General features: G+C 67.8%; 24 protein-coding genes. 16 read left to right on the forward strand and 8 right to left on the reverse strand.

Going from position 1 to position 26,214, the window contains the following annotated elements:
- Window positions 1–65 precede the first annotated feature (65 nt).
- Window positions 66–902, forward strand: coding sequence for a helix-turn-helix transcriptional regulator (locus A3CU_RS47780; RefSeq protein ID WP_043843315.1), 837 nt, complete (start codon window positions 66–68; stop codon window positions 900–902).
- A gap of 24 nt (window positions 903–926) precedes the next feature.
- Here A3CU_RS47780 and A3CU_RS0132085 read toward each other — a convergent pair whose 3' ends face one another.
- The 3 genes from A3CU_RS0132085 to A3CU_RS52955 all read right to left on the reverse strand — a co-directional run bounded on the left by A3CU_RS0132085 (window position 927) and on the right by A3CU_RS52955 (window position 3,802).
- Window positions 927–1,733: a class I SAM-dependent methyltransferase gene (locus A3CU_RS0132085; protein WP_027945701.1), complete on the reverse strand. Its 807-nt coding sequence runs from the start codon at window positions 1,731–1,733 to the stop codon at window positions 927–929.
- Between the two features lie 98 nt (window positions 1,734–1,831).
- The gene (locus tag A3CU_RS0132090) at window positions 1,832–3,478 is read right to left on the reverse strand and encodes a LuxR C-terminal-related transcriptional regulator (RefSeq protein WP_156960666.1); all 1,647 of its coding nucleotides are present in this window, start codon (window positions 3,476–3,478) and stop codon (window positions 1,832–1,834) included.
- A 135-nt stretch (window positions 3,479–3,613) separates the two neighbouring features.
- Window positions 3,614–3,802, reverse strand: coding sequence for a hypothetical protein (locus A3CU_RS52955; protein ID WP_156960667.1), 189 nt, complete (start codon window positions 3,800–3,802; stop codon window positions 3,614–3,616).
- Window positions 3,803–4,041: 239 nt separating this feature from the next.
- Between A3CU_RS52955 and A3CU_RS0132095 the strand changes: the two genes are divergently transcribed.
- On the forward strand, window positions 4,042–4,881 hold the full coding sequence (locus A3CU_RS0132095; RefSeq protein ID WP_027945703.1) for an LLM class F420-dependent oxidoreductase: 840 nt from the start codon (window positions 4,042–4,044) through the stop codon (window positions 4,879–4,881).
- A 131-nt stretch (window positions 4,882–5,012) separates the two neighbouring features.
- Here A3CU_RS0132095 and A3CU_RS0132100 read toward each other — a convergent pair whose 3' ends face one another.
- Window positions 5,013–6,209 (reverse strand): FAD-dependent oxidoreductase, encoded by a 1,197-nt coding sequence (locus A3CU_RS0132100; RefSeq protein ID WP_245617447.1) that lies wholly within the window; start codon window positions 6,207–6,209, stop codon window positions 5,013–5,015.
- 86 nt (window positions 6,210–6,295) lie between these two features.
- On the opposite strand from A3CU_RS0132100, the gene A3CU_RS0132105 reads away from it, so the two are divergent.
- From A3CU_RS0132105 to A3CU_RS50230, 3 genes are all read left to right on the forward strand, one after another.
- Window positions 6,296–6,895 (forward strand): TetR family transcriptional regulator, encoded by a 600-nt coding sequence (locus A3CU_RS0132105; RefSeq protein WP_027945705.1) that lies wholly within the window; start codon window positions 6,296–6,298, stop codon window positions 6,893–6,895.
- A gap of 216 nt (window positions 6,896–7,111) precedes the next feature.
- Complete coding sequence (locus A3CU_RS50670) at window positions 7,112–8,359, forward strand: HNH endonuclease (protein ID WP_084144055.1); 1,248 nt, start codon at window positions 7,112–7,114, stop codon at window positions 8,357–8,359.
- 92 nt (window positions 8,360–8,451) lie between these two features.
- Window positions 8,452–8,847 (forward strand): hemerythrin domain-containing protein, encoded by a 396-nt coding sequence (locus tag A3CU_RS50230; protein WP_052372537.1) that lies wholly within the window; start codon window positions 8,452–8,454, stop codon window positions 8,845–8,847.
- A 300-nt stretch (window positions 8,848–9,147) separates the two neighbouring features.
- Here the strand turns inward: A3CU_RS50230 and A3CU_RS0132120 are convergent, their stop codons facing one another.
- Window positions 9,148–9,981: an SDR family oxidoreductase gene (locus tag A3CU_RS0132120; protein ID WP_027945706.1), complete on the reverse strand. Its 834-nt coding sequence runs from the start codon at window positions 9,979–9,981 to the stop codon at window positions 9,148–9,150.
- Window positions 9,982–10,164: 183 nt separating this feature from the next.
- On the opposite strand from A3CU_RS0132120, the gene A3CU_RS0132125 reads away from it, so the two are divergent.
- The 7 genes from A3CU_RS0132125 to A3CU_RS0132155 all read left to right on the forward strand — a co-directional run bounded on the left by A3CU_RS0132125 (window position 10,165) and on the right by A3CU_RS0132155 (window position 20,251).
- Window positions 10,165–10,833: a TetR/AcrR family transcriptional regulator gene (locus A3CU_RS0132125; RefSeq protein WP_027945707.1), complete on the forward strand. Its 669-nt coding sequence runs from the start codon at window positions 10,165–10,167 to the stop codon at window positions 10,831–10,833.
- 106 nt (window positions 10,834–10,939) lie between these two features.
- On the forward strand, window positions 10,940–12,418 hold the full coding sequence (locus A3CU_RS52960; protein WP_027945708.1) for a DUF6461 domain-containing protein: 1,479 nt from the start codon (window positions 10,940–10,942) through the stop codon (window positions 12,416–12,418).
- A 79-nt stretch (window positions 12,419–12,497) separates the two neighbouring features.
- Window positions 12,498–16,640, forward strand: coding sequence for a hypothetical protein (locus tag A3CU_RS47795; RefSeq protein WP_156960669.1), 4,143 nt, complete (start codon window positions 12,498–12,500; stop codon window positions 16,638–16,640).
- Window positions 16,641–16,782: 142 nt separating this feature from the next.
- A complete protein-coding gene (locus A3CU_RS0132140; protein WP_211246569.1) occupies window positions 16,783–17,322 on the forward strand; it encodes a PadR family transcriptional regulator in 540 nt (179 codons plus the stop codon).
- A complete protein-coding gene (locus A3CU_RS0132145) occupies window positions 17,319–18,062 on the forward strand; it encodes an ABC transporter ATP-binding protein (RefSeq protein WP_043843296.1) in 744 nt (247 codons plus the stop codon). Before A3CU_RS0132140 ends, A3CU_RS0132145 begins: the two co-directional genes overlap by 4 nt.
- A gap of 4 nt (window positions 18,063–18,066) precedes the next feature.
- Window positions 18,067–19,848, forward strand: coding sequence for an FtsX-like permease family protein (locus A3CU_RS0132150; protein WP_027945711.1), 1,782 nt, complete (start codon window positions 18,067–18,069; stop codon window positions 19,846–19,848).
- A gap of 58 nt (window positions 19,849–19,906) precedes the next feature.
- Window positions 19,907–20,251, forward strand: a complete 345-nt coding sequence (locus A3CU_RS0132155; protein ID WP_027945712.1) for an MmcQ/YjbR family DNA-binding protein — start codon at window positions 19,907–19,909, stop codon at window positions 20,249–20,251.
- 62 nt (window positions 20,252–20,313) lie between these two features.
- Here A3CU_RS0132155 and A3CU_RS47800 read toward each other — a convergent pair whose 3' ends face one another.
- From A3CU_RS47800 to A3CU_RS0132170, 3 genes are all read right to left on the reverse strand, one after another.
- Window positions 20,314–20,871 carry a GlxA family transcriptional regulator gene (locus A3CU_RS47800; protein ID WP_052372542.1) on the reverse strand — a complete coding sequence of 186 codons (558 nt, stop codon included), beginning with the start codon at window positions 20,869–20,871 and terminating at the stop codon, window positions 20,314–20,316.
- 393 nt (window positions 20,872–21,264) lie between these two features.
- Entirely contained in the window at window positions 21,265–22,134 is an 870-nt protein-coding gene (locus tag A3CU_RS0132165) for an alpha/beta fold hydrolase (protein ID WP_027945713.1), read from the reverse strand.
- A 309-nt stretch (window positions 22,135–22,443) separates the two neighbouring features.
- Window positions 22,444–23,379 (reverse strand): AraC family transcriptional regulator, encoded by a 936-nt coding sequence (locus A3CU_RS0132170; RefSeq protein WP_027945714.1) that lies wholly within the window; start codon window positions 23,377–23,379, stop codon window positions 22,444–22,446.
- Window positions 23,380–23,460: 81 nt separating this feature from the next.
- Here A3CU_RS0132170 and A3CU_RS0132175 point away from each other — a divergent pair, with 81 nt between their 5' ends.
- The 4 genes from A3CU_RS0132175 to A3CU_RS0132190 form a co-directional block, all read left to right on the forward strand.
- Window positions 23,461–24,195 carry an SDR family NAD(P)-dependent oxidoreductase gene (locus tag A3CU_RS0132175; protein WP_027945715.1) on the forward strand — a complete coding sequence of 245 codons (735 nt, stop codon included), beginning with the start codon at window positions 23,461–23,463 and terminating at the stop codon, window positions 24,193–24,195.
- A 199-nt stretch (window positions 24,196–24,394) separates the two neighbouring features.
- Entirely contained in the window at window positions 24,395–24,904 is a 510-nt protein-coding gene (locus A3CU_RS47805) for a winged helix-turn-helix domain-containing protein (RefSeq protein WP_156960670.1), read from the forward strand.
- A complete protein-coding gene (locus A3CU_RS0132185) occupies window positions 24,883–25,488 on the forward strand; it encodes a transposase (protein WP_245617448.1) in 606 nt (201 codons plus the stop codon). The genes A3CU_RS47805 and A3CU_RS0132185 overlap by 22 nt, the downstream gene beginning before the upstream one ends.
- 67 nt (window positions 25,489–25,555) lie before the next feature.
- On the forward strand, window positions 25,556–26,214 hold a 659-nt coding region (locus A3CU_RS0132190; RefSeq protein ID WP_027945718.1), incomplete at its 3' end, for an IS701 family transposase.

A 26,214-nucleotide genomic window follows, 5' to 3' on the forward strand; every position in this document is an offset into this window, starting at 1 on the left:
CAGGCATGATCAGGCAGACCGTGGTGTTCCTGGTTGCGAAACAACCACCCATTTACCATCGGGCCATGTCGTCACAGCTGGGAGAGTTCCTGCGGGCCCGCCGCGCCCGGGTTCGTCCCGAAGATGCCGGGCTGGCAACCGGGCCCGGGCTGCGCCGCACACCCGGGCTGCGCCGAGAGGAACTGGCCACGCTCGCCGGCGTCAGCGTCGACTACTACACCCGGCTCGAACAGGGCAGGGAACGCCATCCCGGCGGTGCGGTCGTGACCGCGCTGGCGTCCGCACTGCGACTCAACGAGGAAGAACACGCACACCTGTACACGCTGGCCCGCGTGGCCGAGCGCGGCACCTCCGCGCCGACGGTGCGTAAGGCCGAGGTACGCACCAGCATCCGCCGGCTGCTGCACACCGTGCGGCCTTGCCCCGCCTACGTGTTGAGCCGCACCAGCGACGTGCTGGCCGCCAACCCCGAGGTTCTCGAACTGTTCACCGGAATAACGGACTGGCCGGCCGAGCAGCGCAACACCGTGCGCTACACCTTCTGCCATCCGGCCGCCCGGGAGCTCTACGACGACTGGGAAGCCCGCGCCGCCGACGCGGTGGCGAACCTGCAGACCGTGGCCGCCGCGCATCCCTCGGCACCGGACGTGGTCACGCTGATCACGGAACTACAGCAGACCAGCCCCGATTTCGCGCGCCTGTGGCAGCGGCACGACGTGCAGCGACGGCGCAGCGAACGCAAACCGTTCCACCACCCGCAGGCCGGTCTGATCACCTTCGACTTCGACGTGCTGTACATCGAGGACGAACAGCGGATCGGCATCTATCAGACCACTCCCGGCACCGCGGACCACGATGCCATGGCCGAACTGACCCGGTTGGCCGGCGAACACGGCATCTGAGGTGTCTCGCGTCCGCTGACCGCATCAGGTCGTCTCGATGACGCATTCGAGATAGTCGGCGTGGGCGACGAGGGTGCCGTCATCGGCCTCGTTGGCGTTCTCCCACACGGCGACCATGTCGTCGTGCAGCGCCTTATGATCGTTCTCGTCCAGCCGGCCGAATGCCGCCCGAGCCGGCCCGTACCACGCGCGGAAATACTCGACGGCGAATTCGACCGACGGGTAGCGGAACGGCTGAGCGCGGCGGGCGAAGTTGACGGACCTGATGCGTTCCCCGAACAGTTCGCGGATGCCTTCCTCGGTTCCCCAGATGAACGGGGAACGGACTCCTTGAGGAGGCGGAAGGTACTTACCGATCGTGCGTGCGTAGCGGCCGATGAGACCGTCGGGAGTCCATGCGGTGACGCCGATCCGGCCGGTGGAACGTACGACACGCAGGAGTTCGTCGGCGACGCGTTGCTGGTCCGAGGCAAACATGACGCCAAATGTGGACAGGACGACGTCGAAGGAATCGTCTACGAACGGAAGGTCCTGCGCATCCGCCTCACGGGTCTCCAGTTCCAGATCCTCGCATTCGGCCAGTTGCCTGGCCTTGGCCAGGAAGTCGCCCACGAAATCGACGGCGACGACGTCGCAAAAGCGACGTGTCGCGGCGATCGATGTTGTTCCGGTTCCGGCCGCAACGTCGAGGACCCGTTCGGCGGGACGCAGCCGGGCCGCTTCGCAGAGCAATTCGGCGTACAGGGGCGGCAGGCGAGCGGCCAGCTTGGCGAGGTCACCACTGGACCACGCCTTGCGCTGGCCTTCGGTAATGAGCGCGTGTTCGACCATGCTCGGGACGCTACGGCCGACCCGCGTCTGCCATCTTCGCCCGAGCGAGCCAACCTTCCGTGGGCCATGGCCCGAACGGGCCACTCCCACCGGCCGACCTAAAGCAGGCCGGCCCGGGAGGCATAAGCGACGGCGGCCGTCCGTGAGGGCAACGCCAAGCGCCCGAGAATGTTCGCGACGTGCCGCTTGACGGTGTGCTCGCTGAGGACCAGCCGGTTCGCTATCTCCGCGTTGGTCAGGCCGACCGCCAGCAGCCGCAGGATCTCGACCTGGCGCGACGTCAACTCGGCGGTCGGTGTGCTCTGTGCCCGGGTCACCAGGCGGTTCGCCCGCCGCGCGTCAGCGGTGGCGCCCAGCCGTTCGAATACTTCCTGGGCCACCCTCGCCTCTTCCACCGCGGGCCCGGCCCGGCCGCTCGCGAGAAGGACCGAGACAAGCTCGATCCGGGCGCGGGCGGCGTCGTACGGCCCACCCGCGCGTTCGTAGAGCTCAATCCCCTTCTCCAACAACGTAATGGCCCCGGCCGTGTCGGTGAGCGCCGCACGATGAGCGCCCCGGGCCCACAACGCCGCGGCCTCCACCGCCTCAATGCCGGACACGCGCGCGATCTCGGCCAGTTCCTCGACCGCCCGCGCGACCACGTCGGGGTTCTTCGTCCGCACGCCCGCCCGGACGAACACCTCCAGCGCCGGACCGCGTTCCGCGCCGCTGAGCGCGTCCAGCAGGCGGCCCGCGATGTCCAGCGCGCCCTCGGGATCCCCCCGGTCCAGACGGAGTTCGGCCTGTCCGATGCGGGCGGCGGGAAGCGACCGGCTCAACGCGAACAGTTCGGCGGCCTCCTCCCACCGGCCCTGGCGACGCCGCAGCTCGCCGAGCCGCACCCATGCCTCGGCCGCGAACAGGGGTCGTTGGATCCGCAACGCCTTGGCGGCGTGGAGCAGTTCCGCTTCTGCCGCCGCCCAGTCACCGCGCCACAGCAGGATCGTGCTGTAGTGGGTACGACAGCGGGAAAACGGTGTGCCGAGGTCGAAACGGCGACAGAAGTCCATGACACGCGCACGCCACTGCTCGGCCCGATCCCAATCCCGCACCTGCTCACACCCCTGAACGAGGAAGCAGGTGGGAATCCACACGGACCCGACCTCGCGCACCTCGCCGGCGAGTGCCGCGGCCGCCGCCTCGTCGAGAAGCCGCATGCCGTCGGCGACTTCTCCCTGCCCGATGCGCGCCATTCCATTGAGCGCCATGCCTTGGATCTCGAGGTCGGGAGACCCGAGCCGGCGGCCGATCTCGACGGCACGCGCGGCCAGCTCGGTCGCCTGCCGCATGTCTCCCCGAGAACGCGCCGCCATTCCCTTGAACAACGCCAGCAGCCCGTGCTCCTCGCCTTCGGACTGTTCGGCCAGCAGCCGCTCCGCCCGCTGGAACCAGCCTTGGGCGACCGCGGCCTCACCGCGTAGCTGAAGCGCGCCATTGCCCAGCCACGCCGCCACCCTGCCCGCCCCACGGTCGTCACCCGCGGCGCGGTAACCGCGGTAGGCGTCCTCGTACCGTGCGGTGACCTCCGTGTCGTCCTCCAGCCACCATGCGGCCCTGGCGATCCCCTCCGCGGCGGCCGGATCACCAGACTCCTCGAAGGCGATGGCGAACACCTTGCGGGCCTCGGCCCACGCACCACGTCTCACGAGGTCCCGTCCTTCCCGCAACCGGGCGGCGATCACCGTCATACCCGCATCTTCGCTCACCAGCGGGAAGGTTGGCACCCCGGCAGGCCACGACCCGTCAGCGCAACGTTCCATAACGGTGGGTCATGTCGTGGGATTCCAGCGCACGAACCCCAGGCCTTCGAGCAGATAAAGGCACAAGTACGGCGACCAAAGTCAAGCCAGCTCCGGTGAGACACCGAACTCTACAGGAATCTTGTCTCGAACTACCCGCCAAACGGGATCATTTTTCACCGATACGAGCCATTCATCGAACGGCGTCTCGCTCTCGCGGAACCACCAGGAGTTGTGCCTTTCAAGCGACCGCAGGTCGGCATCGACTCGATATCTGTACTCGAACTGCACCCGGCCAACACCTCGGGCTTCACTGGCTTTTATAGTGATCCAGTTTGTAACGATTTCGGCGAACGTGGACAGCGGGTACTCGCCCCCCGCCCACCGGTAAGTCAGCGAACTGGCGGCATTCGATCGTCTCCGTCATGACGGACCTCAACCGCGGCGATGAAGAGTTCGCCGATCCGGTACACAGGGCCTCCGGATCGCAGGGCCGCACCTGGAGGTACTCCAGGTTTACGCTGGCAGACATGCGATTCGCCATCAAGACTTCGCCGCAGAACACCGCCTGGTCCGACATGCTCGCCGTCTGGCAGGCAGCCGACGAGATTGAGCTTTTCGAATCAGGCTGGACGTTTGACCACTTCTATCCGATTTTCTCCGATTCGACCGGGCCCTGTCTGGAAGGCTGGGTCACCCTCACCGCACTCGCGCAGGCCACCAAGCGGCTGCGGCTGGGTACGCTCGTCAGCGGGATCCACTACCGCCACCCCGCGCTGCTCGCGAACATGGCAGCCACGCTCGACATCGTCTCCCACGGACGGCTCGAGATCGGCATCGGCGCGGGCTGGAACGAAGAAGAATCCGGCGCCTACGGTATGGAACTCGGCTCGCTCAAGGAACGCAGCGACCGGTTCGAAGAAGCCTGCGAGGTCCTCCTCGGCCTGCTGACCCAGGAGACCACCACCTTCCAGGGCAAGCACTACCAGCTCACCGATGCCCGCTGCGAACCGAAAGCCGTGCAGAAGCCGCACCCGCCCATCTGCATCGGCGGCAGCGGCGAGAAGCGCACCCTGCGCACGGCCGCGAAGTACGCCCAGCACTGGAACTTCGTCGGCGGCACCACCGAGGAGTTCGCCCGCAAGCGCGACGTCCTGCACCGCCACTGCGCCGACATCGGCCGCGACCCCAGCGAGATCACCCTCTCCTCACACGTCCGCCTCGACCCTGATCTCGACTACGCCAGGGTCGCCGCCGAAGCGGAAGCACTCGGCGAAGCCGGCCTCGACCTGGCTATCGTCTACCTGCCCCCGCCGCACACCCCAGCCGTACTGGAACCATTGGCGAAAGCACTCGAACCTCTGCGCTGAAGGGTGGGGCCGCTCAAGAACAACACACGTTGGTAGGCGGCCCCATCAACAGGCGTTTTCCCACTGAACCGGGCGGATGGTCTGTACGCACTGAGCTGTCGTGCAGTCCCTCGACGGAGGCAGGAGGTCGATCAGCGCGGCTTGCCGCTGCGAGCGTTTTGCTGTGCGCGTTGGATCGAGCGCGCGACCAGGGTGCGGATTCCCGGGAGCAGGGTGGCCCGGATCGCGAGGTCGCGCGCCCAGGCGTGCGCCTTGGTAGGAGGCGCGAACTGGCTGGTTCCTTTGCGAGCCAATGCCTGCCGCTTGCGGATTTCCGGGCGCAGCAGGCTCTCCCAGCGGGCCAGCGCCGTTGGGACATCGTGGCCGCTTTCTTCCAGGGCGGCACCGAGTTGGTCGGCTCCGGCGAGCGCGAGTGCCGCGCCGTAGCCGGCGAACAGCGTGACACACCAGGCCGCGTCTCCGAGTAACACGACCCGGCCCTGACTCCACCTGTCGGTCACGATCTGGCTGACGGAGTCGAAGTAAGCCCCGGCTGGGTCGGCCGCGAGCTGCCGGAGCGCGTCGGGCACACCTCCGCCCAGGTCTCCGAAAGCCGCGGTGAGTGCTCGCGCCGGCCCTCGGGTCAGTTCAGCCGCCGGTTCATCGGTGCGGTAGGTGAAGAACGCCGAGGATCGTCCCGGGCCCAGGTTGATCACTGCGGCGGTGCGTCCTGGACCGATGAACGTGGCGCTCGCGCCCTCTGGTACGTCCTGCGGGACCTCGTCGAGGGGGAACGCTCCCACCACGTGTCGCAGGTCCACCCGGAACTCGGTCTCGGAGCCGAACACGATCTCGCGGACTCCCGAGTGCAGGCCGTCGGCGCCGACCAGCAGCGCGACGTGCTCGGATGTGCCGTCGCTCAGCGTGATCCGGACGTGGTCCGTGTCCTGGGTGACGGCTCGCACGGTGGTGCCGAACCGGATCTCCACGACCTCGTGCACCGCCTCGTAGAGCGCGGACTCCAGGTCGCCTCGGAACACGGTGAGCGCCCGTCCACCGAGCGCGGCGTGCGCCAGCGCGGCCGGGAAGGTGAACTTCTTCCGGCCATCGGCCTTGACGAGGATCGAGGAGAACAACCCAAGATCCTTTGCCGCCACCGCCGGCAGCACACCCAGACGTTCCGCTGCGTCATAGCCCTGCCCGAGCAAGTTCACCAGATAGCCGCTGCTGCGGCGGGCCGGGGCACGCTCGACCACGAGCACGTCCCATCCCACTTGGTGAAGCCGCAGTGCGGTGGCCAATCCGGCGATCCCGGCACCCACGACGAGCGCTCGGCGACTCCTGTCCACAATATCTCCTCCCAAGTATGAGCATGTGTTCAAACCTAGTATGAACACACGCTCATTCTCGGTACGACCCGGGTAGACTCCAGGACGTGCCCAGAGGTGTCGCCATCCCAGAGGTCAGGCAGCAACTGTTCGCCGCCGCCGAGCGCGTGATCACCCGCGACGGGCCGAGCAAGCTCAGCGGCCGGGCGGTCACCAGCGAAGCCGGAGTCGCAACGGGACTGCTGCACGCGCACTTCGCCGATTTTGACGAATTCCTGGCCGCTTATGCGATCGACCGCGCATTCCTGGTCTCCGCGGCAGCCGCGGCTCTACCGGAACGAGCCGGCACGGGCAGCGTCGCCGGAAATCTGTGCGACGCCATTCTCTCGACACCACCGGCGACCGTCGCGGTATTGCTCAGGCTCCTGGTCGCACGGCCGGAACTAACGGGCCGCGTCCGCACCGTCCTCGGAGACACGACAGCTGGCCTCGACGCGATCGAAAAGGCCGCCGCCACTTACCTCACCGCCGAGCAACAACTCGGCCGAGTCGCCGCAGCCGTCGACCCCGCGGCGCTGGCCCTCGCGCTCGTCGGCGTACTCCACCATGTCGTACTCACCGCGGCCGCCCAGTCTGATGTGCACACACGCGTTCAGCAAGCAATCACAGCGCTGGTCGAGGCCGTCACCACAATGACGCGACATTGACCGTCCAACCGCGACACGGTTCGGTGCGTCGGCATCGGCCTCGACGAGGCAAGCAAACCCCGGCTGCCAAGTCCTGCGCGCATGACGCAGGGCAGCGTTCGCCATAGCCCTAATCAATCGGGACCAGGATACGGGTTTTCACCCTATGTTCGATGGCTTGTGGTTCAGGTGATCGATACACTAGAACTACTCTAGTTCCGAGCAAAGGACTCCCACATGATGTTCGACCTCTTTTCGTTGTGCGCCGACGATATCGTCCGCATGTCCGACCGCGCCGCGGTCGAGACCATGACCGTGGCGCGGGAAGCGATCTGCCGGGCCCAGGCCAGGCAGGTACACGCCATCGCCCGACTATGCAAAATCCGAGGCCACACGAGATGGGTAGCCGACGAGATCGCGCTCGATCTCGGGGTGAGCCGCCAGGCCGCCGCCGGACTGGTCGATACGGCGGAGGCATTGACCACCCGACTCCCCCAGTTGCTGGCCGCGATGGACAACGGCGAGATCGACCTGCGCACCGCGGGCAAGGTCTGCGACGTCACCGCGGCACTGTCGGATGCGCAGGCTCGGCAGGTGGATGAGCGGATCGCCGGACGCTTGGCGGGCAAAGATCCCGAAAAGGTGCGGCGAATCGCGCGCGACGCCGTCTGCGCCATCGACCCTGATGGCTACGCGCAGCGGGCGAAGAAGCGCCGCAAGGATCGCCGCGTCGAACTGATCCATGGCGAGGAAGGAATGGCGTCCCTCTGGGTGTATCTGCCCGCCGAGATCGCCAGCGCCATCTACGCCCGTGTGGACGGCATCGCCCGCAAGCTCAAGACCAAGGACGAGGACCGCACCCTCGACCAACTCCGCTGCGATGTGCTCGCGGATCTGGCCTTGGGTAAGCACGAGGGCCTGCCGGGAGTGCTCGCCCAGGTCTACATCCACGTGCCCATCGACGCGGCATTGGGCATCACCGACACCGGCTGCAACCTCGCGGGGCACGGCCCCATCCCGGGCGAGATCGCCCGCCAGATCATGAACGATCCCAACAGTGTCTGGCGCAAAGTCACGTGCGATCCCACCTCCGGCGCCGTCCTCGACGTCGGACGAACCCGCTACCGGCCACCCGCCGCACTGGACGAATTCGTCCGCGTCCGTGATCGCGAGTGTCGGGCGCCCGGGTGCCGACGCCCCGCGCAACGCTCCGACGTCGACCACCACCGCGACTACCGACGCGGCAAAAACGGCCATACGTCGAAAAGCAACCTCACCTGCCTATGCCGGAGACACCATCAGCTCAAGGACGTTGCCGGATGGGTTTTCCGACTCGATGAGGCGACGGGCGAGTTGACGGTGACGACCCCGACCGGCCGCCAACACACTGCCAGACCGGAGCCCATCCTCAAACCGGACGTCGGAAAATCCGACGAGTCCACAACGGATGATCACCGCGACGACACCCTCGAACCGCCGTTCTAAGAGCTTGGAGCCCTGCGCTTGGAAATCCGAGCTACAGACGATCCACCACCGTCTGGAGCGCGAACTCAAACGCCTTGAGCGCAAACTGAAACATGCGCCCACGGCCACAACGACCGAACCTCGGCCTCCTCGCGCACTGCTACGGATTCTGCTCGGCACTGACCGACCACCATGTACGCGAAGACAAAGGACTCTTCGTACGCCTGCTCGCCGAGCACCCCGACCTGAAACCCACGATCGAGCAGCTCAAAGCCGACCACCTGGCCGACCTGATCGCCGAATCCCAACAAGTTCTCGACGCCTGGTCATCGAACGGCGGGACAGCAAGGCACGCCCTCGGCGCGCACCTCAACCAATTGCACCGGCGAATGAGCGAGCATTTCGGCCGAGAAGAAGCCACGCTCAACGCCGCGCTCGACAAGCTCATGACCACCCACGACGAGGCCTACGAACTCGTCGGCGACGGGCGCCCTCCCACCAGGCGATAGCCAGCCATGACGACGTGCGCCTGACGACCGTGCCGGGTCTGGCGCCACGACGGTGCCTGCTGGCTCGTCACCCGCGCTGCTCCAGCTTCGGGGCGCGGCGTGATGGAGATCAGGAGCGGCACTTCCGAGGCGATATGCCCGCCGTCGAGGAGTCGGAACGCGGACGACCGGAACAGCTCGATCGGCACGAGATTAATGGTTTTTTCCTAATACCAGTTTCTGAGCATGTTTGACCAGTCAAATCGGAGAATCAGCTCTCGCGACTTGACTGGCTTGAGCCCACTGGGTATGCGGTTTCGGCTAATTTCCCGGACGAAGGTCTGCGATGTGGTCGAGAACCCATTGACGGTATGAACGTGGCTTTTCCGAGGTGACTATCGTCGAGACCGGAGTAAGGTGGATCAGCTGCAGTACCGCACGGTGGTAGTAGCGGAGTAGCGAGTCGGCGATGTGCGATGGCATGTGCTGCGAGGTCATGAGCCGTTTTGCGGACGTAGGCGTGATTTCCTCGAACCGAACCGGTTTCCCGATGGCATCGCCGATCAGCTTTGCCTGTTCGGCCTGGGTGAGCAATTCTGGCCCGGTGAGTACGGGCGCGGCCCCGACGAGATCGTCCGACAACATGGCCTGCGCTGCCGCGGCAGCGAGGTCGTGTTCGTGAATTGGCGCGATTCGAGCGTCCGCGTGGGCGGCGTGAACCACACCGTCGGCGTGAATCTGCGGCAGCCACCACAGGGTGTTGGTGGCGAAAACCCCGGCTCGGAGGAAGGTCCATTCCAGCCCGGTGCGTTGGATGCGTTCTTCAAGGTCCCGGTGGGCGATTCCGGTGTGGTTGTCGGGGTGATCATCGAGCACTGACGACGAGGACAGCAGCACGATGCGCCGGACTCCGTGGGACATCGCCTGGGTGAGCAACGCGTCTGCGGTGTCGTGCACGGCGGCGGGATTGAGGAATACGGTGGTCACCTCGTCCAATGGGAATCTTCCCTGCCGCACCGACACCGTGTCGACATCGCGTCGTAGGCGCCCCGCCGCGGGATTCCGGCTGAGGGCCCGGACGCCGGCGCCGGCCATGAGAAGCCGGTCGATGAGGGCGCGGCCGACGTTGCCGGTAGCGCCGGTGATCAAGAACATGGATGTGCTCCGGTCGTTGATGGGGATCCGACATTCAGTACGCCGCCGTCAGGTAGTGGCCGTGGAGCCAGCTCCGGACCAGCGCGGGCTAGTTTCTGAACATGTTCGAAAACTAGCAGAGCGAGATGCCGACCGCAACTTGCCGATGCGCGCGGCGCGTGCGGAATTTGACATGATGAGCCGATGTCACGGTCCGCGTCAGGCGCCCCCACCGGCCGCCCGCCCCGCACCTCCCGCGCGGAGATCCTCGCCGCGGCCCACCGCGTGATCGATCGCGACGGCTGGCAGAACCTCACGATCCGCCGGCTGGCCGCCGAGGTGGGCGCATCCCCGGCGACGGTCTATTACCACGTCCGCGACAAGGACGACCTGTTGATCCACCTGCTCAACGACTACGCCGACCAGATCCCGCGCCCCGAGCTGCCGGTCGATCCGCGGGAGCGGATCCTCGCCGCCGCGACGATCATGCACGAGGTGCTGGCGGCGCGACCGTGGATCGTCGAGGTGCTCGCGGCCGACGACCTGCTCGGCGAGTCAGCGGTGTGGCTCGTCGAAGCCATCCTGGCCGGCGCCGTCGACAGCGGCTGCGACCCCACACAAGCAGTACATCTCTACCGCAACATCTGGTACTTCACCGCCGGCGAAATCCTGATCCGTGCGAACAGCGCCCGCCGCCGCGCCCAGCATGATCGTCCGGCCTACCGCGACCAAGTCTTCGGGCGACTCGACGAAACGGACTATCCCCACCTCGCCCGGCTCGCCGATCGCTGGCCCGCGCTCACCGCCGAAGACACTTATGCCGAGGGGCTTCGCGCACTGGTCGACGGAGCACTTCCACCCCGGTCCGGCTGAGCCGCCACCGCCGATATCCCGGCCTTCGCTATCGATACCATCGCCGAAAATACCGGGCGTACCAGGGGAAATCGTTGTGCCGTCCGGCTCCTGCTACAAAGGGCGAATGACCGCGGATGACGATTTCGGCTGGGTGTCGAGGATGCTGGGCGATGCCGCCTGCGTGACCATGGTGAAGACCACGGACGTGGACGCCGTATTGCGTGGGTTCGGGGGGATGGCGAGCGAGGCCGAGACCATTCCGCTCGACGAGGCATGGGAGTACTTCGAAGATACTTACACGGTCGCGCTCTGCCGCCAGGGCGAGTATGTCGTCGCGATCGAGGACAACGGGTTCCAGGGCTCGCGACCAGAGGTGCTGCGCAGGGTGTCCCGGCTCGGTGAGACCGTGAGCTCCTTCTGGAATGTCAACGCGCTGACCAGGTTCAGCTACGCCGTCGACGGCCGTGTCAAGACATCGTTCGAGGCGGGAGCGAACTCGTGGCGGGAGGGCGAGGACCCCGACTGCCTGGCATCGTTGGTCGAGGAGATCGACTGGGAACTGGGCCACCGGCCGGAGGGCATGCTCACACTCGCCGCCCGGGTCACCGGGCAGCCGTTCAGCGAAGACTGGCTGTCCGGTGAGTTCCTCATAGCGCCAATTGTGGAGCGCGTCGAGGACGTGCTCCCAGTGACGCTGGGGTACGAGCAGCTGGAGTACGACCACCCGGTTCTTGCTGCTGCGTTGCGGCGCGCCGACGATGAGTCGTTGCTGACGGTCGCGCGTGCCGCCGTCGACGAGGTGGTCGCCTCAGCCGGGCTGAGCGAGGTTCCCGGCGACGACACCGAGTTCGACGAGTTGCTCCGGATGGCCCGCTACGAGGACGCTGACCGCCTTCGGCTCCTCGCGCTGGACGCCATGCGCATACTGCGAAGGGCGCCGAACCCGCTCACCGCCGCGTTCAGGACGATCACGACGGCGAAAGACGCCAGGCAGGTATACCACCTCGATCCGGCGCCGATGCTCGCCGGTTTCCTGGATCTACTGGGAAACCCGCCGGCACCCTCTGGTTCGGACGGTGCCGTTGCCGGTGAGGGCGGCCCGCTGGAGCGGCACGCGTGGATCACCGATCACTGGCTCGGCCTCGCCGCCTCCGTCACGTACGCACGAGGCGTCCCGCTCGACACCGTAGCGGCGGTATTCGGCGATATCACGCTTGGCACGGGACCGGTGTCACTCACCGACACCCGGCAGGTCGCGCTTCGACGCGAAGGCGACTGGACACTCGCGATCGCGTTCAACCGGCATCCGTTCGCGGATGAAATCGTCGACGCACTCCATCCGCACGCGACCGTGCTCAACATCGGCTGGGAAACGAACGGCAACAAGCTGGCCTACTATGCCGAATCGGACCACGACGTCACCGTGATCCGGCCGGGCCAAGGCGACATCCCAGCACCCCTCGCGTCGTATGCCACCTCGCTTCCGGCACCGACGTATATCAACGCCGTGCCGTGGATGCTCGCGCTGGGCGAAGCGGTCACCGGCATCGCCTTCACCCCGGACAGCCTCGATACTCAACACACACTTCTCAGTCCGCGGTAAACATTCGGAGCAGGGCCAAGACGCGCAAGATGGCCGGTACGGTCCGGACAAACTCGTGGCTGTTCGCGATGATGGGGTGGTGCGCAGGCGACAGGACGAAGGCGAGCCCGCCACGGTCAACACCGTGGCGGACAGTGTCATCGGCGCGGTGGTACAGGCCGGGAGCATCTCCGGTGGAGTGCATGTCCACCAGCACCTTCGGCCGGCCGCGCGGCCGAGCAGGGCGCGCCGGCTGGCGGAGCGTCCTCCGTGGCTCGCGCGGGTGCCGCAGCTCGGTGGGGCTGGCATGCTCGTGGACGAATGGCATGTCGTCACCGCGCTGCCCGCCGATGGCGATGTTGGCGATGTCGTCGTCGAGTTCCCGTTCGCCGATGAGCAGCCCGCCCGGCGGGGCCGGGTGGTGGAACGGGTTTCCGATGCGGCGGTGTTGCGCCTGGCCGAGCCGGTAGCGGTCACCCCGGCGCCGCTGGCGTGCCCGCCATCGCTGCATGACCACCGGTTCTGGGTGCACGGATTCCCCAGCAATGGACCGGAAATCCGCCAGGGCCACGGCACGCTCGGCGGTGCCTGCGGCCCGGACGGCCGGTGGGTCCGGCTCATGGGACACGACGCAGCGGACGGGTTCACCGGGGCGCCGGTGTTCGACCACGACAGCGACGCGGTCGTGGGCATCGTGGTGTCCGGCGAAGCCGTCCTGCCGGTGTCCCGGTGGCCGTGGCTGGCCGCCCAGGTGCGGTGGCGGCTGGACCTGGATCCCGGGCTGACCACCCACTGGCTTCCGCGCGCACGCGGCTCGGAGATCGAGTCCGACTCCGGCACGTGGTACTTCACCGGTCGTCACGCGGCCCGTGCGGCGGTCGTCGACTGGCTGCGGAACCCGGACCAGCCCGCGCTCGTGGTGATCGGCGGACCGGGCACCGGCAAGTCCGCGCTCCTGGCGCACCTGCTGGTCGGGTCCGACCCGGTTCTCCACGCAGGCGTGCCGGTCGACGGCCCCCGGCCACCGGTTCGGTCCTTCGATGTGGCTGTCCACGCCACCGGCCTCGGGTGCGACAACGTGGTGACACGTCTCGCGAGCGCGTGCCAGGTCGACGCCGCGACGCCGCAGGAGCTCCTGGTCGCGGTGCGCGAGCGCCTGCGGTCCGGCCTGCCGCCGCTGACCGTGCTGGTCGATGCGGTGGAGGAAGCCGCTGATGTCGACGAAGCCCGTCAGATCGCCGTGTTGCTGCGGAATCTGGCGGGCACGGGGGCGGTGCGGGTGCTCGCCGGGGTCCGCACCGCACCCGCCGGCTCCGCACGTGCCCGCGTGCCGGCGGCGTTCGGCCGCACCGCCCGGTACCTGGATCTGGAATCCCACCGGTTCATGCGCAACCGCGACGTCGTCGATTACGTGTCGCGCCGGCTGATCGGCGAGGAGACGGGGTCCGTCCGCTACCGAGACCGGCCGCCCGGCGAGTTGCGTGCGATCGCGTGGGCGGTGGCACGCAAGGCGCGGTACAACTTCCTCATCGCCCAGCTGGTCACCCGATGGCTGGTCCACCCGAGCACACCGCCGCTCGATCTCGACGATTCCGCGTGGGAACACCATCTGCCCGAGACCGTGGGGCAGGCCATGGACGCTTACCTCGACACGTGCGGCCCCGACGCCGCGCTGGTGCGCCGCCTGCTGACCGCGCTGGCGTTCGCCCGCGGCGAGGGCTTGTCGCGCGGCAGGACCTGGCTCGTGATCGCCGACGCACTCCACCCCGCCTACCCTCACACGCCTCCTGAGCTGGAGACGGTATTCAACGGCGCGGCCAACTACCTCATCGAACGTGCCGACAACAGCGACGGGCAACCGTGCTACCGGCTCTACCACAATGCGCTGGACGAGCACCTCCGCGAGCAGTGCGCGGTACGCGACCCGCACAGCGCCGTCGTCACTGCCCTCGCCGACGCCGTGCCACGGAACGGTTCGCGTGCTGAATGGGCGAAAGCCGACTCCTACACCCGCGCCCATCTCGCTGGTCACGCCGCGCAAGCCGGGCGACTCGACGGCCTCCTCGCCGACATGGGGTTCCTCCTGCACGCCGAGCCGGGACCGATGCTGGCCGCCCTGTCGCATGTGTCCACAAAGGATGGCAGGCTCACGGCGCTGGCCTACCGCATGTCCAGCCACCACCACCGCGACACCGGTCCTGGCGTGCGCCGCCGTTTTCTCGCCCTCGACGCGGCCCGGCTCAACGCAACCGACCTGCTGCGCCGGATCGACACCGTGGCGGACGAGATCCCCGAGGGCGGGCTGGACTGGCGGGTCAGTTTCGCCACCGGGTACACGCTGCCCACCGCCGCCATTGTCACCTTCACCGGGCACACCGGCCCGGTCAACGCTGTCGCCGTCGGAGAACTGGACGACCGCCCGGTCGCGGTCAGCGGCAGTGAGGACGGCACCGTGCGGGTGTGGGACCTGGCGGAGCACGGCCAGATCGGGCAGCCCATGGCCGGCCACGACGGTTGGGTCAGGGCCGTCGCCGTGACCGAGTTGGACGGTCGTCCCATCGCCGTCACCGGCGGCAGCGACAACGCGGTGAACGTGTGGGATCTCGTGGAACAGCACCGGATCGGGACAACTCTGAGGGCATCCGCCGACATACTCGGTGTCGTCGCGGCCGAACTCGGCGGCAGCCCGGTGGCGGTCACCTACGACTTCGAATGGTCGGCACGTGTCTGGGACATCGGCGAACAGCGCCAGTTGTGGCATCTTGGCGAGAACAGCCACAAGTGCGTGGCGGTGACCGACGTGGCGGGGCGTTGCATCGTCCTCACCGGAGACTCCACGGGGATGCGCGGGCCGAAACGGGTGCGGTTGTGGGATCTGGAGACACGACGCGAGGTCGATCACCTCGCCACCGGGCACAGCAACTATCTGAATGCGCTTTCAACCGGTGACCTGAACGGCCGTCCCGGTGCCGTCATCGTCGACGAGAACAACACGATGCAGGTGTGGGACCTGGCCGAGCGGAGGCTGATCGGCAGACGGGACATCGAGACCGCGCACGGTATCCAGTCCGCCGCAATGACCACTGTGGACGGTCGCGCGGTCGTCGTCACCGGCGGCCGCGACGGAGCCGTACGACTGTGGGATGCGGCGACGCAACAGCAGATCGGTGCGCCGTTGACCGGCCACACGGGTGAAATCGAGGGCCTGACCGTCACCCGACTGGACGGCAGGCCGGTCGCCGTCACCGCGAGCCGGGACGCCACGGTGCGGGTCTGGGACCTGGCCGAGCAGGACCGGCCTGCTCGCCCGGTCACCGGGCACACCGGTGATGTGACTGCGGTCAGCGTGACCGCGCTGGACGGCCGTCCGGTCGCCGTCACCGTCGGCGAGGACGCGACCGTACGCCTGTGGGACCTGATGGGACGGCACCAGATCGGTGAGCCGATGACCGGTCACACCGACGAGATCGCAACCCTCGCTGTCGCCGAGTTGAACGGCAGGCCCGTCGCGGTCACCGCTGGTGGCGGCAACGAGCGGGACAGCACCGTGCGGATGTGGGATTTGGCCGGGCAGCGCCAGATCGGCACGCCGATGACCGGCCACGCCGTGTACGTCATGGCATCGGCAGCATTCGAACTCGACGGGCGCCCGGTCGCGGTCACCGGTTCCGGCGACCGCACCGTCCGGTTCTGGGACCTGATCGAGCAGCGCGAGGTCCGGGAGCCGATCACCGGCCACACGGATCGTGTCTCGGCGGTGACGGTCGCCGAGTGGCACGGCAGGCCCGCCGTGATCACCGGCTGCGACGACCGGGTGCGCATCTGGGACCTCGCCGAACAGCGCTACGTGAGGGAGGTTGTCGTCGGCCGCACGCGCGAGGGCGACGTCCCGGCTCTCGCGGTCACCCGGCTCGACGGCCGTCTTATCGCCGTGACCGGTGGCGAGGAGAGGATCATCCGGCTGTGGGATCTGGCCGAGCAGTGCCAGGTCGGTCCGTCGATGACCGGCCACACCGACGAGGTCACGGCCGTCGCGGTCGTCGAGGTCGACGGCAGGCCGGTCGTCATGAGCGGCAGCCAGGACGCGACCGTGCGAGTGTGGGACGCCCGGAGCGGGGACTGCCTCGACGATTTCGCGATGCCGGCGCCGGTCGGTTGCCTGGCCCACGGATACGAGACCGTCGTCGTCGGCTTCGGCTGCGACATAGCGGTGTTCGACGTGGCCCGGTTCCGGCTGCGGTAGCGCAGGAGTGCCGGCGGAGTCGCGTTTGGACCTCCGCGTGCCGATCGCGATCAGAGGTCCAGGCAGGTCAGCAACTCGGGGCACGTGGTCTGGTTGACACTCCGCATAGATAACCGCTATCTATTAGCTAACTGTTAGGGGTGTGCTGGTGCAGGATGTCGTGTTGGCGATGCTCGCGAAGGAGCCATCGCACGGCTACCACCTGCGCGCGCGGCTGCGCCAGGCGCTCGGACCGCTGGGCGACACGCTGAACGCAGGCCAGATCTATGTCACCTTGGCCCGGCTGGAGAAGGCCGGGCTGGTGTCGGGCGAACGAGCGGACGGGTCGCCTCAGCGGCCTGATCGCAAGGTGTACGCGCTGACCGCGGCCGGGCAGCAACGAGTGGCGGACTGGCTTGCGGAGGTGAGCTGGCCGAAGCCGAACCTGGCGGAGTTCCACCTCAAACTGGTCGCCGCCGCGGCGGCCGGGCTGGCCGACCCGCTGGCCGTGGTGGACACGCAACGGCGGGAACTGCTGCGTCGCTTGCGCGACGCACAGCGCGCGGCGATGGCCGAGCCGGACGGGTCGCGTGCCGGGCTGCTGTTGGAAGGCGTGGTCCTGCGCCTGCAGGCGGATCTGCGCTGGCTGGAGGCGTGTGAGCGAGCGTGGTCCAAACCCAGGGACGAATCAGGGGATTCATGAACGACTCCGGCGAGGACTACGTGCTGCGTGTGCGCGGACTGTGCAAGTGGCACGGCAGAGGCGAGGCGTTGGTGCGGGCGGTGGACGAGATCGATCTGGATGTTCCAGCGGGCCAGACAGTCGCCGTGATGGGGCCGAGCGGCAGCGGGAAATCCACGCTGCTGCAACTGCTGGGCGGGCTGCAACAGCCCACAGACGGAAAGGTGTGGCTGGGCGGGCGGCGCGTCGACACGCTCAGCGAGCGATCGCTGGCGAGGCTGCGCCGCGCGTCGGTCGGGTTCGTGTTCCAGGCATACCACCTGATGGACGAGTTGTCGGCGGCGGAAAACGTGGAACTGCCCGCACTGCTGGCCGGGCGATCGCCGAGGGCGGCGCGACGGCGCGCGGCCGAACTGCTGGAGCAGGTCGGGTTGGCCGATCGGGCCCGGCACCTGCCGTCGGAGCTGTCCGGCGGGCAGCGCCAGCGAGTCGCGGTCGCCCGTGCTCTGGCCAACGAACCCCTGGTCGTGCTGGCCGACGAACCGACCGGCAACCTCGACAGCGCCGCGACGCTGGAAGTGCTCCGGTTGTTCGAGGACCTGCGCCTGGCCGGGCAAACCCTGGTGATGGTCACGCACGACGAGCGGGTCGCTGCCACCACGGACCGGCTGATCTCCATGCGCGACGGGCGGTTCGTCGACGACACCTGGATGACCGACAGCACCATGCCGCTGGCCGCGCTGCTCGGGTTCGAGGTTTGACCAGGTGGGCCGCACGCTGCTGATCTGCCGCCTGGTACTGCGGGATCTGCGCCGGCATCCCGTCGCGGCCGTGGTGTTCCTGCTCGGTATCACCGCCGCCACCACCGCGCTGTCGGTCGGTCTGACCCTGAACGGGGCGACCAGCACGCTCTACCAGCAGACCCGGGAACAGACCCTGGGACCCGACGTGGTGGCCGTCTCGGGGGACGCGACCGCAGACGATCTGGCCGGCTTGACGAAGCTGGAGCACGCGCCTGGCGTCGTCGCCCACGGCGGGCCGTATCCCGTCATCGAGGCGACGTCGACGGCACACGGCCGCGCCGCCGGCACCATGGTGCTGGGGCGTGCGGTGGCAACGGCGTCGATCGACCGGCCCCTCGTGACCACCGGCTCCTGGATACAGCCGGGTGGCGTGGTGGTCGAGCGGGGCTTCGCCGAGGCGATCGAGGTGCGTGTCGGAGACCGCATTACGGTGGCCGGCAAGGAATTTCCGGTCGTCGGGGTCGCGGTGACCGCGGCGAACGCGGTGTACCCCCAGGGGCTGCTCACGGGCGGCGGCGGGCCCACCGAGCACGGCGCCGGCTTGGTGTGGTTGACCGAAGATGACGTGCGATCATTGCCGTCCCCGCAGACGTCCGCGTACTACCTGATGGACCTCCGACTGGCCGACCCGACCGCCACCGAAGAGTTCATCGATTACTTCAGGAATCCCGCGTTTCCGGTGAACTTCTTCACCTGGCAAGACCTCGCCGACACCGATTCCGGTCTGCTCAGAAGCACCCAGCCGGCGCTGGTCGTCGGCGGTTGGCTGCTGGCCGCCCTCGCCGTCTGCTGCGTCGCCGGGCTGATGGCCGGACGCGCGGCGGGGCAGGTCCGGCGGGTCGGACTGCTCAAGGCCGTCGGCGCCGGGCCGGGTCTGGTGGCCGCGGTGGTGCTGGCCGAGTACGTGGTCCTCGCGCTGGCGGCGGACGGACTCGGACTCCTGATCGGCTGGCTGATGGCCCCGGCGCTCAGCGACCCGAGTTCCGGAATGGTGGACAGCGCGCTCCCACTCACCCCCGGCACCATCGTCGGGGTAACCTTCGCCGCCCTGACAGTGGCGATCGTCGCGACGCTCGGCCCTGCCCTGCGTGCCGCGAACACCACCACCGTCCACGCATTGACAGGCGGTGCACACCCGCCGCTGCACCGGGCCGCACGGACGCCGGCATCCCTACGGCTGCCGACCTCTCTGCTGCTGGGACTGCGCCTGATCGCGCGTCGGCCTCGCCACGCCGTCCTCACCGCGGCTGGCATGGCAACCACGTCCGTCACGATCACCGCCCTGCTTACCCTGAGCGCTCAACCCCGCCACGGATACGACCTTGGCCCCTCCACCCTGACCAACCTGCGTGATCAGGCGAACAGCCGGGTCCTGCTGGCCGTCACCTTCGCCATGATCGCCTTGGCCGTGGTCAACACCGTCGTGATCACCTGGAGCACCGCGCAGGATGCCAGGCGGTCACTGGCCGTCGCGCGGACGCTCGGGGCGACCCCGGCACAGGTCACCGGAGCGTTGTGTGTCGCCCAACTGCTCCCCGCACTGCCCGGCGCCCTCATCGGTGTCCCGATCGGGGTGGCCCTGTCCTGGATCTTCAGTATCGGAACGATGACCTTGCCCTCAGTGTGGTGGCTGCTGGCCGCCGCACTGGCCACGCTGCTCGGCGTGACGGTCTTCACCGCCGCACCGGCCCGGATCGAGGCGAGCCGACCGGTGGCGGACATCCTGAACGCCGAAACCGCATAGACAACGCCAGTGGACCACAGGCACCTACACTGTGGAACCGGAAAGTTCGGGGGCCAGGATGAGTGTGCGCAGTGACAAGTTCCACCGGATCGTGGACGCGCTCGCCGACGTCGAGCGTGCTGAGGGCCACGACTACACGTCGTTCAGCGTGCGCGGCAAGCGTTTCGGCTACTACTGGCCGCGGACCCAGACTGTTGGTTTGAAGCAGACGCTGTCCGAGCAGCAGGCGCTGGTCTCCGAGCGGCCGGAGGTGTTCGAGGAGCAGTTCACCGCCGGCGGGTTCGGGTGGGTGGTGGTCTACCTGGCGGGGATCGAGGCCGACGAGTTGTCCGAATTGGTTTACGAAGCCTGGCGGCTGTCCGCTCCGGAAGAGCTCGTCGCCGAACTTCCGTTCGCCCGGTAGCCAGCGGCTCGTGACGCCGGCTGGCTCGGTAGTCCTGCTGCACCCCATGGCGTACTCGAGGATCACCTCGGGCTTCGTACACCAGCGATGATCGAGAAGTGTTGCCGGTAACGCTCCGGGGTGGTCGCCAGGTGCCGGGAGAAGACCCGGTGCAGTGTCTCGCCGTGTTTGTAGCCGACCGTTCTGGCGATGGCTCCGACGGTCAGGTCCGTGGTCTCCAACAGGCGGCGGGCCGCTTCGACGCGCAGGCTTTCCACGAAGGCGGCCGGAGTGCTATCGGTTTCGATGCGGAAGGCACGGGCGAAGTTCCGCTCGCTCATGCCCGCCCGCCGCGCCAGGGCGGCCACGCTGAGGTCCTCGTCCAGGTGGTCGGGCAGCCAGTGCTGCACGGCCCGGATGGCCGGGGTTCGCGCCGGTTGTGCGCGCAGCTGGGCACTGAACTGTGCTTGTCCCCCGGGCCTGCGGGCGAAGACCACGAACCCGCGGGCGATGAACTGCGCCAGTTCGGTGCCGTGGTCGTCTTCGACCATGGCCAGCGCGAGATCGATGCCGGCGGTGACACCCGCCGAGGTCCACCGGTTGCGGTCGTGCACGTAGATCCGGTCGGGTTCGACGCGCACGCGCGGGTAACACTCGGCGGGTCGAGGATTCCAAAGCCCCCGGTCACGATCAACGTGTCGATTTCCTCGTTGCCGGATGCGACGCCCCGCAGCGAGTGCTCGACGTTTATGGTCAAGCCGCCGTTGACGGTGACGACGCCGGCGCGTGGCGACGCCGTCACCAAACGGTAGGCCGTGGTTCCGGTAGCGGTATTCGCCGCACCGAAGATGTCCATCGTACCGGCCAGTTCGATCAGCTGAATGCCGTCATACACCACGAAGACAACGGTGCGAAGTGTTGGCATGTCACTATCATCACGGTGATCAAATGCCGGCATACCCCCGAAAGGCTGCCGTTCCGCTCGCGGCGAACGACTCTCCCGACGAACCACGAGAACGTCTCAGCCCGGCCGATTACCCGGCGTGCCGCTCTGGCTCGCCGGCGTGTTCCCGCAGGAAGGCAGTGATCAGTTCGGCGACTCGGTCGCCGAATTGCGAATGCGGGTAATGCCCGCCGTCCTCGACGACGGCGACCCGGCCGAGGCCGGCTTTCAGGGCTGCGACGATCGCCTCGCCTTCGGCCCGCGGGTCCGGGAAGTCCGGGTCCTCGGCGCCCATGATCACCAGCACGGGACACTCCACCCCGGGCAACTGCGCCTCGGCGTCGGCCGGGTTGGTCTTGCCGGTCTTCATGAACTCTTCCCACCGGCCGGGCTGTCCCAGTATCGTCATCAGGTTTTCGATGTGCTGCTGGTAATCGCCGGGCTTGGTGGGATAGGCGATATCGAAATATTTGCGCCATAATCTGGGGGACTTCAACAGCTGTGTCCCCAGCAACCGCGTCATACCCCGGCGGTATCGCCGATTGGTGAACAATGCGCCGAAATCCAGCCGCGGGACCCTGGTGAACGGATTGATCTCGACAATCGCGGTGACCAGTTCCGGCGCCTGAGCGGCGGCAATGGTGGCGGCGCCGCCGGCCAGGGAGTGCCCGACGATCGCCGCGGGCCCGCCGAAATGCCGGATGACTCCGAGCAGGTCACCGGCGACGTCGGTGCGGCTGATGGCCGCCTTCCCGGTCACCGACGGCCAGTCGAGACTGGACTCGCCATGCCCCCGCATGTCCGCGTTCACCACCCGGTACCCCGCGTCGGCCAGTAACGGTACGAGATCGCGATAGTCCTGCCGCCAGACGCCCATGCCGTGTGAGAGCACCACCAGTGGGCCGTCACCGATCACGTCACAAGCGATCCGCCCACCCTCGAGAGTCACGAACTCGGTCATTTACCCTGCCTTCCACGCGCTTTCCATCAGCCGCGAAACTCGCGACACGCCATTGAAAACCAGAAGGGCGCCGCCGGAGGAATCGCGGCAGGATCAGTCAGACGAACAGCCGCTCCAGTCAGAAGCTGACCCGAACGCCACTCCCCTCGCTAGGCCAAGACCGCATGCAGGCCGCTCAGAGCCACCGCCCTGCACACGCAAGAATGCCTGCGTGTATCGCCACCCTGACGACCCCGAGTTGGCCGCGGCCGTCGATCGCTAGCGTCGCTGCCCGAGTGGACGGCCGCCGTCCGAAGGTGTTGCGGAGGGTCAGTGGTCCTGGTGGCGCCAGGTTGAGGGGCTGACGCCGCGGGCACGCTTGAACGCCACACTGAACGCGAACGCATCCAGGTAGCCGACCTCGCGGGCTACCACGGCGACCGTCTTCTCGGTGTCCCGCAACAGATCCGCCGCCAGCGTCATCCGCCAGCCGGTCAGGTAGGTGAGCGGCGGTTCGCCGACCAGGGTGGCGAACCGGGCCGCGAACGCGGCGCGGGACAAGCCGACCTTGGCGGCCAGTTCGGCGACCGTCCACCGGCGTGCGGGGTCGGTGTGCAGCAGGCGCAGCGCTTCGCCGATGGCCGGGTCGCCCAGCGCCCGGTACCAGGCGGGCAGGGTTGCCGACTCGGCGCACCAGGCCCGTAACGCCAGCACGAGCACCAGATCCAGCAGCCGGTTGAGCACGGCGTCCTGGCCGGGTTCGTCGCGGGCGACCTCGGCGGCGAGCAGCTCCAAGGTCGCCCCGGTGCGCGGCCCGGCCGGCACCACCGCCAGCGGCGGCAGCAGGGCAAGCAGCCGATCGCTGACGTCGCCGTGGAGTTCGTAGGCGGCCCGGAGCATGATCGTCGCTCCGGGAAGGCCGTCGCCGTAGGTGCGCGGCGCCAGGTTCCAGTGGCCTGCCGCCTGTTCCCCGCCGGGAAGGTACTTGCGGCCGCCGCGAATGGTGACCTGGTGCGGGGTGCCGGGGTCGTCGGCGATCGTGTGCCGACCGGCCCCGGCGACCAGGGCGATGTCCCCGGCGGCGAGGCGCACCGGCGTGCCTGGGTAATCGTCGAGCCGGATCGACGCCTGACCCCCGAGCGTGGCCATCACGGTGAGCGAAGGAGCGTCGGCGTAGGTGACCGACCACGGCGGTCGCTGGATCAACTGCCGGACCAACGCGGTCCTGGCGCGGGCCCGGTGCAACAGGTCGGTCAGCACGTCCACAACCTCGACACTAGACGTTCACAAAGGAGTTCTCGACGATCACCCATGGATCGTCTGCCTGCGCTGAGGTTGGCTCATGACATGAACAACACACCCAAATCCATCGCAGTGTTCGGAGCCGGTCCCGGCGTCGGCCGGGCGGTCGCCCGCCGATACGGACAAGCGGGGTACGACGTCGTCCTGGTCGCCCGCCGCCAAGGTCCACTGGACGAGTTCGCCGGCGAACTGACCGCACAGGGCATCAACGCGCACGTCGTGACGGCCGACCTGTCCGAGACCGCCCACGTGCCCGCCCTCGCCGACCGGATTCGCACGAAGATCGGTGACCCCACTGTCTTCTACTACGGGCCCGCACGGGACCCGGAGTTCACCAGCGCGGCCGGACTGCGGCCCGAACGACTGCACGAACTGATGCCGATGACGCTCTATACCCTGCTGGCGCTGGTCGGGGAATTCCTGCCCGCCATGATCGAGCGCGGCGACGGCGCGATCCTCAGTGCCCAGGGAGCCGCCGCCGTCCAGGGCCGCCCGCATATGAGCGGCTGGCCGCCAGTGCTGGCCGCCCAGCGCAACTACCTCCAGTCCCTCGCGGCCGAGGTCGCCGATCAAGGCGTGTACGTCGGCTTGCTGTATATCGGCGCGCGCATCACGGGAACCCCCTTCGAAGCGAGGTTCCGGGAGGCGCAGGCCGCGGGTCAGCCGATGCCCGACCTGCCCGCCGCCGACCCGGTCGAACTGGCCGAACTGCTCTGGAGCATGCACACCGACCGGAAACCGCGGGAAATGGTGGTACCCGAAGGATTTCTCGACGGTTGATCAAGTGTGGCCCGTCTCCGGCGCAGACGAAACAGGCCACGGCCAGCGCGATGAATGCGACGAGGGACAGTAGATCGTGCAGAAACCCGACCCCGAGATGATGAAGTCGACGATCTGTGAATCTCCGAGAGAAAGTGAGCTACCCAGCTTGAATTGTCAGGGTTGGGGTTCGGCGTGTCGGTCGGTCTGTGGGCGTTGGATGCTGTATGTGGTTTGGGTGCGTTATCCCGATGGTGGTGGGCTGACGGCTGAGGGCCGGGCCCGGCGTGAGGCGGTTCGGTTGCAGGCAGCGGAGATGCTGGCGCAGAAGGTGCCGGTGCCGGAGATCGCCAGACGGCTGCGGGTGTCGCAGAATGCGGTGTATGTGTGGCGGCGACGCTGGCTGGCTGAGGGTGAGGCCGGGTTGGCGTCCAAGGGCCCCTCGGGCACAGGCTGCCGGCTGTCGGATGCGCAGCTGGATCGGTTGGCCGTCATGATGGAGGAAGGGCCTGCCGCGCACGGCTATGCCGAGGATCAGCGGTGGACCCTGGCCAGGGTCGCCGACCTGATCGCCACACATTTCCGCATCCGTTACACGCTTCGTGGGGTGTCGTTGTTGTTGCATCGGATGGGGTTCAGCCCGCAGATGCCCGCGCATCGGCCGGTCGAACGTGACGAGGAAGCGGTCGCCAACTGGCGGCGGGAGGCGTGGCAGCAGGCAAAAAGCTAGCGGTCGAGCGTGGGGCGTGGATCTGCTTCGAAGACGAGGCAGGTCATACGCTTCGGCCGCCGAAGGCACGAACCTGGGCGCCGCGCGGAAACACTCCGGTGATTCCGGTATCAGGCAAGGGATCCGGACGGATCTCGGTGGCCGGACTGTGCTGCGTGCGTTCCGGGCAACGCCCCCACCTGCTCTACCGAGCCAAGATCCACCGCGGCCGCAAGGGCGAACGCCGCAGCTTCGCCGAGACCGACTACGCCGCCCTGATCGACGCCGCGCACCAGTACCTCAAGGCCCCGATCGTGCTGATCTGGGACAACCTCAACACCCACATCAGCACTGCGATGCGCCAGCTGGTCGCTGCCCGGGACTGGCTGCACGTCATCCAACTACCCGCCTACGCCCCCGACCTCAACCCGATCGAAAGTGTCTGGTCACACGTCAAACGCAGCCTGGGCAACCTCGCCGTCACCACCGTGGACCACCTCGCCATGATCGTGCGCAACCGACTCAAACGCATCCAATACCGACCGAACCTCCTGACCAGCTTCCTCACCCAAACCGGCCTGACCCTCGACCCCGATCCACCCTAATCCCAACAATTCAACTTCTGTAATACTGCAACGGCACTTGCTTGGTCTGTAGTGGATCATGGTGTGCGTGGTGTTGGATCTTGTCGTGGGTCAGTTGGATGAGTTGTGCGAGCGGATCGCGGGCCGGTTCGGGCGGTCGGAGCCGCGGGCTCGGGTGCGGGAGTATGTGTCCGGGCTGGTCGCGGGCCTGGAGCGGAAGAACGGGTGGACGCTGGCGGAGCGGGCGGGCGAGGTCAGCCCGGATGGGATGCAGCGGTTACTGCGCCGCGCGGACTGGGATGTTGACGGGGTTCGCGACGATGTGCGGGATTACGTGATCGAGCACCTGGGTGATGCGCAGGGGGTGCTGATCGGAGACGAGACCGGTTTTCTGAAAAAGGGTGTCCGCTCCGCTGGGGTGCAGCGGCAGTATTCCGGGACTGCGGGGCGGATCGAGAACTGCCAGATCGGGACGTTTCTGGCGTATTCCTCGGTGCATGGGCACGCGTTGATCGATCGGGAGTTGTACCTGCCGGAGTCCTGGACGTCGGATCGCCAGCGGTGCCGGGCTGCGGGTATCCCTGACGAGGTGGAGTTTGCGGCCAAGCCNCNNCAGTTGATGGCCATGCTGGCGCGGGCGATGGAGGCGGGGGTGCCCTTCGCGTGGGTCACCGCGGACGAGGCCTACGGGCAAGCACCCTATCTGCGCGCCTGGCTGGAGGATCAGGACGCCTGGCATGTGCTGGC

It is taken from the genome of Amycolatopsis taiwanensis DSM 45107 (genome assembly GCF_000519205.1).
GTDB lineage: Bacteria > Actinomycetota > Actinomycetes > Mycobacteriales > Pseudonocardiaceae > Amycolatopsis_E > Amycolatopsis_E taiwanensis.